We start from the raw sequence: 14508 nt of genomic DNA, 5'->3' as shown, positions 1-14508 counted from the left end.
TGTCATCATATTCGTCGTCAGAAAACAAGTATTATGCCATTATTTCAATGAGTTATCTTTTTTTGTCGTGTACAGAGCTTGAAGCGATACTTTCCATGCCTGTTGATTTGCTATACGAGTGGCAAAACCATCACTTTCTACACCCCACCATGCTTTTAAAGTATCGAACTCTTTAAGCTGTAGCGGTTTGGTTTTGTTATATGCTTTTACACCCTGTGGTAATTGGTGCTCATAGAACCATATATGTTCTGTTTTCTTCCCCTTGGTAAAGAATAAGATATTGGTACTAATCGATGTATAAGGTGCGAATACAGACTTAGGTAAACGAACAATTGTATGTAGATTACAATCTTCCATTAATTTTTCTTTAATGGCTGTTTTGATACCCTCACCAAACATAAAGCCATCTGGTAATACTACTGCTGCACGACCATGTGCTTTTAAAAGCTGAATGATCAACACCATAAATAAATCGGCTGTTTCACGAGTCTGGAATTTTGAAGGAAAATTCTTTTCAATACCTTGTTCCTCCGTGCCACCAAATGGAGGGTTAGTCAGAACTACATCTACACGCTTTTCTTTAACCCAATGATTCAGAGAATAAGAGAGCGTATTATCTCGAATAATTTTTACTGGTACATCAATACCATGCAAAATCATATTGGTTGTACATAGCAAATGCGGTAAAGGCTTCTTTTCAATCCCGTAAATACTATTTTGTAATATCTTTTCATCTTCAGCAGTTTGAACATAATTTTCACGTTTATGTTCAATAGCAGAAGTAAGGAATCCACCTGTACCACACGCAGGATCAAGCACAGACTCACCTAATTGAGGATCAATCATCTGCGCCATAAAAGTTGTAACTGCACGTGGAGTATAAAATTCACCTGAGTTCTTCGCTGCTTGTAAATCACGTAATAACTGTTCGTAAATATCACCGAAGGCATGACGTTCTTTAGATTTATTAAAATCAAAGCCTCTTTGAATCTGGTTAATGACTTTACGAATCAAACCTCCAGATTTCATATAGTTATATGCATCAGCAAATACGTTTTGTACTACACGAGCGCGTGGATCATCATTTTCAACAGCTAGATTTTGTAATGCTGGGAACAATTCATTGTCAATGAAATCTTTAAGCTCACCTCCTGTCATACCTTCATCATTTGCAGCCCAATTGCGCCAACGAAATTTTTCAGGAATCGGAGACTTAAAAGTTATCCCTTCCAATAAAGCTAAAGTTGCTAGTTCATTCTCTCGATCATCAACAACCTTAAGGAACAACATCCACACCAACTGCCCAAGACGTTGCACATCACCATCAACCCCCACATCTTCACGCATGGTATCTTGAATGGATTTAATTGTTCCTGAAATGCTCATATTACAACTGCATTAAACTAAAAAATTTGGCGGCAATTGTATCAATCCAGTGATTAAGATGCATCCTCATATAAATGATCTCCCAATTCTTTTAAAGCATTTGTATACGCTTCAACCGATCCAAATGACTGAATAATTTCAATGATTGACCCCATCTGATTAAACGGAGGAATTTGTAAAATCTTTACATCTTCAATTGGCTCAATCCCCTGATCTGCGTATTTATCCAGTAAGGCATCTAATACCTGACGAGCTTGATCATTATATTTGGTGAAATAGTTGCGTTTACGTACATTATTAGCACGTTCTTTTTTAGTCAAAGCAGGCTGATCGAAAGCAATATGACAAATCATATCGAAAGGATCAAAATCTTTCCCAACCTCATCCTCTAATGCTTCAAAAATTACGCCCTGCTTTTTGAACTCATCAATAATAAGTGACTTTTTATCAGTACCTTTCCATTTTCTTAAAAATGCATCTAAAGACTCATAGTCTTTTAAAATATGCTGACGTGTATAATCTTTCAGTGATTCAGTAACTAATTTTCCATCGTTATCATAAAACTGAACTCGCTCTCCAATCACATTAACGGCAACATCATTTACATAGAATTTTCTTGGTGGTTCACCACCACCGTCACCTGTATCCTCACCATCAGAAGTACCCCCTATTGTTGAATCATCATCAGGATAATCTGTATCATCACCTTCATCTCCAATATCTGGCTCATCAGGTGGTACTACAGGTTCATCTGATTTAGGTTCATAAATGACAACAGGCTCACCATCAAAAGCTGGATCACTAAAAAGCTCTGTAGCTTTTTTGAAATCCATAATCGTAAACCACGTTTTTCCGAACTCTTCATTGATACGCGTACCACGACCAATCATTTGTTTAAATTCAGTCATAGACTTAATATGCTGATCAAGCACAATCAATTTACAAGTCTCTGAATCCACCCCTGTGGTCATCAATTTGGAGGTTGTTGCTATAACGGGATAACGTTCTTCGGGATTAATAAAGTTATCTAGTTCAGCCTTACCCTCTTTATCATCGCCTGTAATACGCATGACAAATTTACGGTTTTCTTTAACTCGCTCAGGATTCAAATTAACCAATGCTTGACGCATCCGTTCTGCATGATCAATATCATCACAAAACACAATTGTTTTGGCATAAGGATCTGTATTAACTAAAAACTCTGTAATTTTTTGAGCAACAATTTCTGTACGACTCTTTAAAACAAGCCCTTTATCCATATCTTTAAGATTATAGATGCGATCAGTAATTTCATTGCCATTCTGATCCTTTTTGCCTTTCTCTGGTCGCCATCCTTGTAGGTCTTTATCTAGATCGATACGTACAACTTTATAAGGTGCAAGGAAACCATCTTGAATCCCTTGTTTCAACGTATAGGTATAAACTGGATCACCAAAATATGTAATGTTTGAAGTATCTTTGGTTTCTTTTGGGGTCGCTGTTAAACCAACATGAGTGGCTGAACTAAAGTATTCTAAAATTTCACGCCATGATGAATCTTCTTTTGCACTTCCCCGATGACATTCATCAATTACAATTAAGTCAAAGAATTCAGGACTAAACTGTTTATAAATATTTTTTTCTTCTTCCGAACCTGTTACTGCCTGATAAAGTGAAAGATAAATTTCATAACTTTTGTCAATCATACGTTTAGAAATTTTAGTCATATGCTGACCAAAAGGCTTAAAATCTTTATTTTTGGTTTGGTCTACTAAAATGTTTCTATCAGCTAAAAATAAAATCCGCTTTTTTGCACCTGCTTTCCATAACCGCCAGATAATTTGAAAGGCTGTATATGTTTTTCCTGTACCTGTCGCCATGACAAGTAAAATACGATTCTGTCCACGTGCAATCGCTTCGATTGTTTTATTAACTGCATTGACTTGGTAATAACGCGGTATACGTCCTGAACCATCATCATAGTAAGGGTATTCAACGATTTGTTTAGATTCAGATGTAGTTAATCCTTTATATTGCTCATACAGTTTCCATAAATACTGAGGGGAAGGAAACTCATCCAATCCTAACTCTTGCTCAACTTTTCCAAATAATCCCGTTTGGTCATGAAATAAGAAGCCATCACCATTACTCGAAAAAACAAAAGGGACTTGTAAACAATCAGCATAGGCTAAAGCCTGCTGCATACCAGACCCCAGGCTATGATTATTATCTTTGGCTTCAATAACTGCTAAAGGAATATTCTTCTTATAGTAAAGAACATAATCGGCACGTTTTCGCTCACCACGAGTGTGTAGCTTCCCACGTACCATGATTTGACCATTGGTAAAAGTTACTTCTTCACGAATTTGATGCGCAGTCCATCCTGCTTGCTCTAAGGCAGGATTGATAAATTTACTACATATATCTCGTTCAGATAGTTTCTTCTTATCCATTCTAAAACCATGTATTTGATTCTTATAATTAGAATAATGAATTTTGAAACCTATTGATAGTTAATCAATAGGTTAATAATTTCAGTATATGAAAGTGATTTATCCTTAGAAGAGCTATGTAAAGAAGTTTTATGAGTAACAAAAATGAATTGAAACAATACACAATTAGATAGCCGGCGGCCTAATAATACATTGGAATGTACAGAAAAAATTGGAGATATTATTAAATACATTCCATCTCATGAAAGACCTCAAAGAAGTAATTCATTACAGTAAGAACATGTTAGATCTTTTTTTATTTTTCAATTTATTAGAAAATTTGAAAAAAATTTCATAAAAAAAATGCCAATTTGTGCATCAACAGTAAGCTATTCATAGGCATGTATTGAAATCAAATGACATCCAAATCAGCATGGATGGTAAAGGTCGATGGGTTGATAATGTGATGGTTGAACGATTATGGCGGAGCGTTAAATATGAAGAGGTGTATCTCAAAGCCTACAGCAATGTTTTGGATGCGAAGAAGCAATTAAACGCATATTTTGAATTTTATAATTTGAAACGACCTCATTCGAGTCTGGACAAAATGACTCCAGATGAGTTTTACTATGACCAGCTACCACAACAAAATAAGGTAGCTTAACTAGAGCAGAGTATCACTTATAAATAAGCTTTTAGTTGTTCAAACATGTGGGACCACCTCTATTTAAAAAAAGGAAAGAAGATGAAAATTAAGTTTTTAACAGTTTCATTGATGCTTATTCTGCCATTTTCTGTTTTTGCAGCAAATACTGTAGTAGAAAAAGCGGTCATTGAATCAAATAATACATATAAGGCGAAGTATAACTTAGAGGATATGACTGAGTTTAATCAGGCTCAAAAGGGCTTTATTGCCAAGCCAACAGGTCAAATTAAAAGTGAGAAAGGCAATGTTATCTGGGATTTTGATGCATTTAGTTTTTTACAAGATCAAGCACCAAATACCGTTAATCCCACTCTATGGCGACAAGCAAAATTAAACAACAATGTTGGGCTATTTAAAGTAACAGATCGAGTTTGGCAAATTCGTGGTTTTGATTTGGCAAATATGACCATCATTCAGGGTGATACTGGCTGGATTATTGTGGATACATTAACCTCTAAAGAAACGGCTGAAGCAGCACTTAAATTTGCTAGACAGCATTTAGGTGAGCAAAAAATTTCAGCCATTATCTTTACCCATAGCCATATCGATCATTTTGGTGGTGCATTAGGCGTTCTTTCTAGCGAAGAAATTAACGCTAGAAAAACTCCAATTATTGCGCCAAAAGGCTTTATGGAAGAAGCGACCAGTGAAAATGTGATGGCAGGTTCAGCCATGATACGTCGTGCGACTTATATGTATGGAACTTTTCTACCTAAAAATGCGGAAGGATTGGTGGATACAGGTTTAGGTAAGGCTGTTGCTGTGGGAAAAATGGGCATCCTTGAGCCTACACAACTGATCACTCAACCAGAACAGAAAATGACGGTTGATGGCTTGGATTTTGTGTTTTATAACGTGCCGGGTTCAGAAGCACCAGCAGAATTAACGTTCTCTATCCCATCATTGAAACTTTATAACGGCGCAGAAATTCTATCTCATACCATGCATAATCTTTATACCCTTCGGGGTGCTAAAGTCCGTGATGCCTTAAAATGGGTGGGCTATCTAGACCAAGCAATGCAGCATGCCAAAGCATCCGATGTATTGATTGCACAGCATCATTGGCCTGTCTGGGGCAATGACAATATTCAAGATTTTATTAAAACCCAGCGAGATGTTTATAAGTTCACGCATGATCAGACGGTGAGATATATGAACTCTGGTTTTAATGGCGCTGAAATTGCCGAAAAAATTAAGCTTCCAGCGGCACTTGATCAAAAACTATATGCTCATGGCTATTATGGAACCCTAAAACATAATGTAAAAGCAGTATACCAATATTATATGGGATGGTTCGATGCCCATCCTTCCAATTTAGATCCATTACCCCCTAAAGCTGTTGCAAAAAAATATATTGAGTTAGCAGGTGGGGAGAACAATGCATTGAAAAATGCGCGGGATGCCTACGCTCAAGCTGACTATAGATGGGCTGCCGAGATTTTAAAACATATTGTGTTGAATAACCCTCAAAACCAACAAGCAAAAGACTTATTGGCGAATACTTATCGTCAATTGGGCTATGCTGCTGAGGCTTCAACTTGGCGTAATTTCTTTTTGGTGGGCGCTCAAGAGCTACAAAATAATGTACCCCTACAAAATACTTCTGATCCGAGTGATTTATTGATTCATACACCAACTGAAAGATTTCTTGAAGCTATGGCGACAAATTTAGATGTGGAAAATTTAAAAAATGAAAACCAGTGTATCAATCTGGTTTTGTCGGATACCAAAGAGCATTTTTCATTATGGGTTGAAAACTCAGTCATGCAGTTTAAGCGTTATGATGAAAGTAAAGATTTGGCATTGGATTGCCCTACATTAACCTTAACCAAGCCCTTATATCTAAAAATGATTACAGGTCAAATAGAAGGGGTAAAAGTCCTGCTTTCTAAAGACAGTAAAGTCAAAGGTAATCCACTGAAAATTGGAAAATTCTTTGCAATGTTTAAACGTCCAGATTCAATTTTCCCGATTGTGACTCGACCAAATGGCTAAGCTCAAATAAGTAAAGTCGAAACTTAAATTAATAGATCCAAAGAAATGGGTGAAATTATCAACTTGGTTCTCCCAATCTTATAACAGGAATACAAGAAATTATTTCTTGTATTCCTCTTTAAAATTAAAAGTAAGCTATATGTATTTTAACTCTATTGATACTTTATTAAATGGTTTTTGAATTTTTATACTTTATTTTCGATGGAGATATTTTTATTAGTAGCTTGTTTAAAAAAGATTTGTTTATTTTTCTATTAATTGCTTCTAAATAATAACTTCAATATTTTTGTGGTTAAAAGGCAAGGGGGTATTATGATGTGTTTTTTATTGAAAATAAGCTTTTATATTAGGTATGTTGTTGATATGATGGCAGGTTAGGAATATTTAATTATTTTTATAATTAAATGGTGGACGGTAACCCTCTCAAAGGATATGAATAACACTATTAACCCAATTTAATCGATTTAAGGTTTTAGATATGACAATTGAATCCCCAGAGAACGAACGTGAAATAGCTAAAGCTGCCGCTCTTGTACTTCAGAAACGCTTTATTGAAGTTGCACGTACTAGAACAGTACTCTATGTAAAGAATGATATCGTATGGAGCAAAGCTCCCAATAGCGAACCTGTATTGGTCAAAAAGTTATCCGGACGCAATCCAGATCTTGCGAAAAGGTTTGCTGGCCGAGGGACTTACAAAATTAAAAAACGTGGTAATGATTTTATTACCTAATAGTAGTCTATCTTTGAACGCATACTATTCATCTTCAAGATAGATAATTATAAAAATAATAGTAAAGCTAGAAGCCTCATTAGTCTTTAGGCAGCAAATCATGTGGTGCAACTTTAAGTATTTGTGCAATCTCATAGAGCTTTAGTACCGTGATATTTACTTCTCCTCGCTCAATACGTCCCACATAACTACGATCGATATTGCAAAGTAATGCTAATTTTTCTTGAGTAATTTTCTGCTCAATTCGACAATTCCGAATAGCATGTCCAATTTTCTGTGCTAAATCGTTCATAAGTTCTATTCCTATAAAGAATAGAACTATTCATTTTTGAGGACTAAGTATCCACGGCTTATAATCCTCATAAGCATTAGATTTTAAAATTTTATATTTAAAAATAAACCTTAAATAAGACAGAAAAACGGATTATAATCCCCCTTTATTTTTACGTATTACCTTTAAATGATTGAAATTAAGCACCCTCTAAAAGAGCAGTTTCTTGTAGTTATTGAGAATGGCATTCTCTTATTCTTGTTCAAACCTAAAGATCTTTGGATACGCTTTGTAGGTGCTCCTGATTCACTAAAGTGGCAAACATATTCTTTAATTAAACAATTAGTAAAATTTGGCTATTTAAAAAAAGTCTATGACCAATTAGGGAATCAATATTATTCAGAAACCGATAGGTTGAGTGATTTTAGAATTAGTCATTGCAAAGAAAAAGCAAAAACAACATTAACAGAAAAATTAAGATTACTCGACCAAGAAAAAGCTGAAAAACATTTTGAAATACAAATAACTAGAGAGCTAAGCAAACAACTACCAGAAATTAATTATTGTTTTAAAAACTACATAAAAGATAAAAATGATTTACTAGTTAAAATAGAAAATAAGAAAAATGTTATAAATAATATTATTAAAAATATTGAATCTCTTATCTATTAGAATTAATAAAATATTTTAAAAATGTTTTATTAATTTAAAATAAAAAAATTAATCCAAGATAATAAACCCTTGCAAAACTAAAAAATTCCTCTATTTTAAGGTTATGTTCTAATTATTTTTATTACTATTATGAAAACAAATCAGCAAATCAAAGATGATTTTGAGCAAGCTGGAATCACAATTTCCGACTGGAGCTTAAAACATAATTTTTCAAGAGAGTTAGTTTATAGAATTCTCAATACAAATCGTTTGCCCAAACGTGGTGAAAGTAAACGAATTGCTATCGCACTTGGCTTAATTACAGAGGAGAAAGAAACATGACTTAAGAAAAAATAAAGCGGATTCATAGAATCCGCTCTACCCGTTTGCAATCAAGAGAAAGCTAACTAGTCGTGTTTTTAGTATCTCTTGATTGCAATGTTCCGTCAAGTCTTGGGCAATAAAATCAAAATTGCTCAAAGCTTTATCTCATCCTAAAAAATGTGAGAACTACTATGCAATCAAGTTATCTAAAGCAGAAAACTAATCAACTTAATCAAAATCTGCTAATCAAATTTGAAGAAGCTTTTCAAAAACAGACTCATGTATCATCAAAATTCATTGGTGAACGTAGAGTAAAATCACGTATAGGTAGTCGTGTATCCCTCTTTCCAAGTGTTAAAAATCAGGGGTTAATATGCCTCGAAAGTAATTTAGAACTAGCCCATGCAATAGCTTTGGAGCGTAATGAAGATGTACTTCAATACAGAACACAAGCAGTTCAGATCTTTATCAATGATCGACATTTTATTATTCCCGACTTCATTATAAAAACACTGAATGGATATGAAGTTCATGAAATTAAACCTAATTTAAATACACTTTCAGAAAAAAACATTGCAAGATTTAATTTAGCAGAAAGTATTTTAAATAGTTACTCGATTAAATTTAGAACTTTTGATCGTACTAATCTTATTTCAAAACAAGACTGTCTTTTATTAAGTATCAGCTATCAAAGAGCAAATTATAAAAAAATAAATGAAATTGATTTAGAAAAAGCAGACACCCTCATTAGAAATAGAAACTTCAAAAATAAAATGGATTTATATAAATTACTGAATGCTAACAATTTAGATTTGGTTATTGCTGATTATTTAATTTTTTATAAAAAAACTTTAGGAATTTAATTATGAAAAATAATTTTCAATTAAAAATTGGCGATCGATTTAAATATCGTCATGAACTTTATGAAATATGCTATATAGAAAACGAAGTTATTCGATACTCAAATTTCATTAATGGAAATATGCATTTCATAACAAAGGATAATTTAATTCAGAAGATCTTAAATGGAGATATAAAGTTAACTAATTTAAGCATTCCGCAATTTCACAAAAATAAAGCTCTGACAATTGAGGAAATTTTCAAGTATCTTAACTACATTTTTTCAAACAAAATTCCATGTTCGATCAAGCACTTGAAAATTGCAATTATAAATATAACCAAAGAAAATCCTAATCTTAGAAAAATATCTGCAAGTACTTTGGCAAGGTATATAAAAATATATCGAGATAACTCAGATTCATTTCATGGTTTTTATCAAGAAACTGGTGGAAATAAAAGCCTTAGATTTCCAATTGAAGTTGAAATAATTATTAATGAAGTCATTCTTGATTTCATTAAAGAGAGAGAAAATTTCAGCCCAACTGATGCACACTTAATTATTAAAGATCGAATCTTATCACTTAAAACAAATGCAAAGATTCCAGCCAAACGGACTATATATAGGCGTTTTGAGAGATTAGACCCTTATAACGTAGTTAAAAATAAAAAAGGCTCAAGAGAAGCAAATAGAATTTTTAAGGCTTCAGGTCAAAGCTTAATATCCCCTGGTTTACTCGCAATAGTTCAAATAGATACCCATGAGATTGATTGCATCATCCTAGATAAAATTGGAAATATTCTTGGTAGACCACAACTTTCCATTGCAATAGATGTTTTTACACGAGCTATAGTGGGCTGGAACTTGTGTATGCTACCTCCCTCAGCAACAAAAACATTACTTACACTTAAAAATATGTTAATGAGACCTCATCTGGGAAAAACAGGAGGTCTTCCAGCAGTAATAATCCCAGACAATGGTTGTGAGTTCAATAATAATGCTTTAGCTAATTTTTGTAATAATTTTAATATTACCAAGTCAGAATCCCGACCATATTCCCCAAATGATAAAGCTCATATTGAGAGTTTTTTTAATACACTAAATATAAATATTATTCATAAGCTTAAAGGTACTACGTTTTCATCACCAGCCCATCGAGGAGATTACGATTCTGGAGGAAATGCTTGTTACACACTAGATGTCTTAAGAGATTTAGTAGATGAATGGATCGAGAATATTTATCAAAAAAGCATTCATTCTGCTACGCAACAGCGTCCGGAAAAAATGTGGAAAGAAGCTACAAAAATATTTCCAGTACTGACAATTCCTGAGTTAGAAATTGAAAGAAAATGTCGGACCGTCTTTCGATATACAATAAGCAAAGGTCAAATAAACTTAAAAGGTCTACGATATAAATCTCAAGCACTCGCTACATTAAACAAACGTTTCAAAGAAAAAGTTACCGTTTATGTTGATCAATTGGACTTAAGCTCTATTTATATACAAGACCCGTTTGATGAATATAATCTAATTCAAGCGGACTCAATTCACCCAGAAGCAACTAAAAATTTATCGTTAGCTGAATGGTTAGAAGCAAAGGAGATATTACGTGAAAAGTATAGGTCTGATCCTGAGGAGATTAAAAATGAGGAACTATTATTTCTTGCACGTCTAAATTTTTTATTAAAAATACAAACACTTAACAATAAAAAGACACGTTTTAGACAAGTCAAAAATGACTTACCAATGATGATTTCAAATTTTGAAAATCGGTTAAATTTAGCAAACTTAACCAAAGAAACTGTAGCTGTTTCCAACGCGGATATTAATATAGAAATAGACTCCCATCTTACATATGACAATTTACCCCCTGACTTAACCGATTTCTTCTACGAGGAGGTTAATTTCGATGAATAGTAATAAAAATATTGAAACTCTATCTAAATTACGGAATTTCATTTGTCATCATTCTGATTTCTCAAAAGCTTTAACAGCTATTGATGAATGTATGCAAATGAGTTACATGGATAATCGACCTATCGGCTCCTTGTTGCTCGGTGCAGGAGGTGTTGGTAAATCTACAATATGTAAGCTTATTAAAAGTAGGCATAAACCTTATAAATGTATTGAAGATAACTTTGAGAAGTTAATAGTACCTGCCTTTTACTTTCCTGTTCCTTCACCAATCACTATTAAAAGTCTAGCAATTCGAATGCTTGAAGAGCTGGGATGTACAGATCCTAAAGGTACAAGTGAGCAATTAAACTATCGATTACGCATTCTCCTAAAAGAATGTAAGACACAACTTATCATGCTTGATGAGTTTCATCATATTTATAGCTCGAGTGCCCAAAAGAATAAATCATCTGAAAATGTAGCTAACTGGATTAAAACATTAGCTGATGAAACTAAAATATCTATATGTTTAGTAGGGTTACCTACCATTCAAGATAATCTTTTTATTGACAGTCAACTAGCGCGTAGATTTTCTTGTGTTTTACAGCTCAACCCTTTGACTTTAAATATAAACGATCAATCTGGGACACTTAATCCTTTTTTAAAACAGACCTCTTCATATATTGCAAAGAACTTTCATCTTACGTTTGATCCAGAAATTTTCTCGAGAGATCTTTCTAAGCGCATATTTTTAGCCACTAGTGGCTATCAGGCTTATGTCATGCAACTTATATATCAAAGCTGCCTAAGTGCGATGAGCAACAACCGTGTAGTTGTTTCAATGGCCGACTTTCATACAGCTTATGCCTTAAAAAGTATCTTGTACAAGCCTCAGACTAAGAAAGATATTTTCCTACTTAATTCTTCCCAAATTACTGAAATTCTAATTTAAAATCATGAAAAAATTATCTCTTTCTCATACTCCAATTCCATTTTCAGATGAATTTATAGCTGGATTTTTTCTTAGAGCTTCTTATATAAATGGTTACAACTCACCCAATCAAATGTTAAATAGCTATGGTATTCCAATTTATGGCTTATCTTATGAAGCAATATTTACTGATGAAAATAAAATTAAACAAGCTGTAGAATACTTAAATTTTCCACCTAACTTAATAGAACTAGTTATAAGAAAAGTTCCACCAACTTTTCAACATTACTTTTGGACAAATAATCAAATTGTTAATGCATCACTCCTGACTATTCTATTAAATACATTCTGTCCAATTTGTTTAAATAGCAATCGCTACTGGAAGAAGGATTGGTTACTAAAACCTTTAACAGTTTGTTTAGATCATCAGGTTAATTTGATAACTAACTGCCCAGAATGCCATCAACACTTACCAATAGATCGTAGATCATTATTTGAGTGCCCAAATTGCAATTTTGATCTTCGAACTCACAAAAGTACCCCTTCTACCGTCGATGATATTGAAACTAATAATTGGTTTTTAGAAAATCTCTATTCTGATGATGAGAGTTTTATAAAGATATTTTTTGATATATGGATCGCACTGTTTGAATATTTTTCAAATTTAGACATTCAGGTGAATAAATCTTATCTTTTAAAATTGTGTCATATTTTCTTTCATAATGAAGATATTTTTATATCATCTCTTATTAAGGAAATCGAAAAAAATTTAGATTATGCTCACCCGCAGATCCAATTGCTTCCATTTTCTAAAAATAAGCCTAGGTTCAAATCTATTTTGACTAAAGTCCAATCTCAATTTAGCGACTATAGGCAATTTTCAGCGCAACCAATTGATAAAAAATTTAATAAAAATGAATCAATACATATACTTGGTGTTAGTTTTAGATCATTTCATAAAAGATTAAAAGAAGGGATTCTATATCATGATCAGCTTGGAAATCATGAAAAGAATAGTTTTAGTGCCAAAATACTTGAGGATTGGTTGATTAATGATACAAGGAATATAAATGGTACATATGAATATCAACATCCACCACAACTAGCTGATGAATCCAATCACTATTACACAATTCCTGAAATTATGAAAATACTCGGTCTTAATGATAGAAACACACGATTATTTCTCAAAATTCCAGATATTCCAACGACCAAGAAGTATCTCAATCGTTATACACAATTTTGTCTTGCAAAAGAATTTGTTAATGATTTTCATAAAAAATATATTTTTCTAGGCCCCCTTGCTAAATATTTGGGCGTTTCGACTCTTACACTACGATATAAACTTTCTAGCTTAAAAATTGATCCTATATATAGCAATAAACTTTATCCTGCCTATTATGCAAGAAAAGATATTCATCATTTAGATAAATCCATGATTGAAAGTATTGTTACTTTCAAAAATAATTTAGGACGTAAAAAAGCAGGAACTGTAAATAAGAGTAAGAATAATGCTTTTGTAAGCCTGAATGAAGCAGCTCATCTTCTGAGTATTTCACCATCTCAAACAGCTCAACTCATTCAATACAAATGGCTCCAAGTAGAAAATTTAGATGAACGTCCTTATCGTATTCCGAGAAGAAGTATCGATAAATTAATACAACAAAAGAATGACCCTTCTTTTGTGGATATAGAGGTAGTCCTCAAAGCCCTAAATTGCTCATATAAACAACTACAAAAAAATTGGATTATGACAGGTTATTTGAAACTCTGGCATATAGGGTATTGGCAATTGTTCTCGAAAACAGAATTCAATAATGTGCTAGAAATTCATAAAGAATTCTTCACAGCTTCGGAGGCAAATAGCTATTTAGGCATGCATCGAACTCACATTACCAATTTAGTGAGTCGCGGATTAATCAAACCCCACTTTTATGGCAATAAAAATTACTCCATAAGATTATTCAAAAAGGAGGATGTCAAAAGATTACTAAAAGAAGGATATGGTGTTCAAACACCGTTAGGAAAATCTTAACTTATGTGTCATAGATTCCTAGAAAATCTTAACTTATGTGGCAAGAGTAAGTTGAGATCGAATGTCACAAAAACTTAAGAGGCTTTGATTTAATTAAAAAACCCAATCTCACACTATATGTCTTTTATCGATGGAAAAAGGCTGTCATTAGACAGCCTTTTTTTAATGGTTATAAATATTAAATATCCCTTTAACCTACAAAACTTAGATTGACCAGAACAAGAAACAATAAGACCTATAATCTACCATTCAAAATGACTTGAATAATACATATTGCAACATTTGGTATACCAAAATCATTTCTATTTTAAAGTAAAATTCACGAACTTTT

Annotated in this window: 10 protein-coding genes and 2 pseudogenes; 9 read left to right on the top strand and 3 right to left on the bottom strand. The window is 33.1% G+C overall.

All coding sequences use genetic code 11. From position 1 onward, the window contains the following. Positions 1 to 78: 78 nt before the first annotated feature. Together CDG56_RS11310 and hsdR are read right to left on the bottom strand one after the other, a co-directional pair. Positions 79 to 1386 (bottom strand): annotated as a pseudogene (locus CDG56_RS11310) (type I restriction-modification system subunit M); the annotation flags it as partial. 53 nt (positions 1387 to 1439) lie between these two features. Then, the gene (hsdR, locus tag CDG56_RS11305; RefSeq protein WP_087547908.1) at positions 1440 to 3818 is read right to left on the bottom strand and encodes an EcoAI/FtnUII family type I restriction enzme subunit R; all 2379 of its coding nucleotides are present in this window, start codon (positions 3816 to 3818) and stop codon (positions 1440 to 1442) included. A 382-nt stretch (positions 3819 to 4200) separates the two neighbouring features. Between hsdR and CDG56_RS11295 the strand changes: the two are divergent. From CDG56_RS11295 to CDG56_RS11285, 3 genes and pseudogenes are all read left to right on the top strand, one after another. Further along, a pseudogene (locus CDG56_RS11295) lies at positions 4201 to 4461 on the top strand (integrase core domain-containing protein); the annotation flags it as partial. 81 nt (positions 4462 to 4542) lie between these two features. Then, positions 4543 to 6498 (top strand): alkyl/aryl-sulfatase, encoded by a 1956-nt coding sequence (locus tag CDG56_RS11290; RefSeq protein WP_000693745.1) that lies wholly within the window; start codon positions 4543 to 4545, stop codon positions 6496 to 6498. A gap of 478 nt (positions 6499 to 6976) precedes the next feature. Continuing rightward, positions 6977 to 7231: a hypothetical protein gene (locus tag CDG56_RS11285; RefSeq protein WP_045796801.1), complete on the top strand. Its 255-nt coding sequence runs from the start codon at positions 6977 to 6979 to the stop codon at positions 7229 to 7231. A 79-nt stretch (positions 7232 to 7310) separates the two neighbouring features. On the opposite strand, the gene CDG56_RS11280 is transcribed toward CDG56_RS11285, so the two are convergent. Further along, the gene (locus CDG56_RS11280) at positions 7311 to 7523 is read right to left on the bottom strand and encodes a helix-turn-helix domain-containing protein (RefSeq protein ID WP_004281769.1); all 213 of its coding nucleotides are present in this window, start codon (positions 7521 to 7523) and stop codon (positions 7311 to 7313) included. A gap of 168 nt (positions 7524 to 7691) precedes the next feature. Between CDG56_RS11280 and CDG56_RS11275 the strand changes: the two genes are divergently transcribed. The 6 genes from CDG56_RS11275 to CDG56_RS11250 all read left to right on the top strand — a co-directional run bounded on the left by CDG56_RS11275 (position 7692) and on the right by CDG56_RS11250 (position 14177). Continuing rightward, on the top strand, positions 7692 to 8174 hold the full coding sequence (locus CDG56_RS11275) for a hypothetical protein (protein ID WP_087547907.1): 483 nt from the start codon (positions 7692 to 7694) through the stop codon (positions 8172 to 8174). A gap of 129 nt (positions 8175 to 8303) precedes the next feature. Continuing rightward, positions 8304 to 8495: a BcepMu gp16 family phage-associated protein gene (locus CDG56_RS11270; protein ID WP_004645891.1), complete on the top strand. Its 192-nt coding sequence runs from the start codon at positions 8304 to 8306 to the stop codon at positions 8493 to 8495. Positions 8496 to 8668: 173 nt separating this feature from the next. Beyond that, complete coding sequence (locus CDG56_RS11265) at positions 8669 to 9340, top strand: TnsA endonuclease N-terminal domain-containing protein (RefSeq protein ID WP_087547906.1); 672 nt, start codon at positions 8669 to 8671, stop codon at positions 9338 to 9340. 2 nt (positions 9341 to 9342) lie between these two features. Continuing rightward, complete coding sequence (locus CDG56_RS11260; protein ID WP_045796706.1) at positions 9343 to 11232, top strand: Mu transposase C-terminal domain-containing protein; 1890 nt, start codon at positions 9343 to 9345, stop codon at positions 11230 to 11232. Beyond that, complete coding sequence (locus tag CDG56_RS11255) at positions 11225 to 12163, top strand: TniB family NTP-binding protein (protein ID WP_045796707.1); 939 nt, start codon at positions 11225 to 11227, stop codon at positions 12161 to 12163. The genes CDG56_RS11260 and CDG56_RS11255 overlap by 8 nt, the downstream gene beginning before the upstream one ends. 4 nt (positions 12164 to 12167) lie before the next feature. Further along, on the top strand, positions 12168 to 14177 hold the full coding sequence (locus CDG56_RS11250; protein ID WP_087547905.1) for a TniQ family protein: 2010 nt from the start codon (positions 12168 to 12170) through the stop codon (positions 14175 to 14177). Positions 14178 to 14508: the final 331 nt, after the last annotated feature.

It is taken from the genome of Acinetobacter sp. WCHA39, from assembly GCF_002165385.1.
Lineage (GTDB): Bacteria > Pseudomonadota > Gammaproteobacteria > Pseudomonadales > Moraxellaceae > Acinetobacter.
Note: the sequence above shows the minus strand (reverse complement) of the source record. Positions and strands in the feature narration are given on the sequence as shown.

Excerpts from the sequence above, each read along its gene's own strand:
- CDG56_RS11290 (WP_000693745.1), top strand. The coding sequence starts at position 4,543 with ATGAAAATTAAGTTTTTAACAGTTTCATTGATGCTTATTCTGCCATTT.
- hsdR (WP_087547908.1), bottom strand. The coding sequence starts at position 3,818 with ATGGATAAGAAGAAACTATCTGAACGAGATATATGTAGTAAATTTATC.
- CDG56_RS11285 (WP_045796801.1), top strand. The coding sequence starts at position 6,977 with ATGACAATTGAATCCCCAGAGAACGAACGTGAAATAGCTAAAGCTGCC.
- CDG56_RS11255 (WP_045796707.1), top strand. The coding sequence starts at position 11,225 with ATGAATAGTAATAAAAATATTGAAACTCTATCTAAATTACGGAATTTC.
- CDG56_RS11280 (WP_004281769.1), bottom strand. The coding sequence starts at position 7,523 with ATGAACGATTTAGCACAGAAAATTGGACATGCTATTCGGAATTGTCGA.
- CDG56_RS11260 (WP_045796706.1), top strand. The coding sequence starts at position 9,343 with ATGAAAAATAATTTTCAATTAAAAATTGGCGATCGATTTAAATATCGT.
- CDG56_RS11250 (WP_087547905.1), top strand. The coding sequence starts at position 12,168 with ATGAAAAAATTATCTCTTTCTCATACTCCAATTCCATTTTCAGATGAA.
- CDG56_RS11265 (WP_087547906.1), top strand. The coding sequence starts at position 8,669 with ATGCAATCAAGTTATCTAAAGCAGAAAACTAATCAACTTAATCAAAAT.
- CDG56_RS11275 (WP_087547907.1), top strand. The coding sequence starts at position 7,692 with ATGATTGAAATTAAGCACCCTCTAAAAGAGCAGTTTCTTGTAGTTATT.
- CDG56_RS11270 (WP_004645891.1), top strand. The coding sequence starts at position 8,304 with ATGAAAACAAATCAGCAAATCAAAGATGATTTTGAGCAAGCTGGAATC.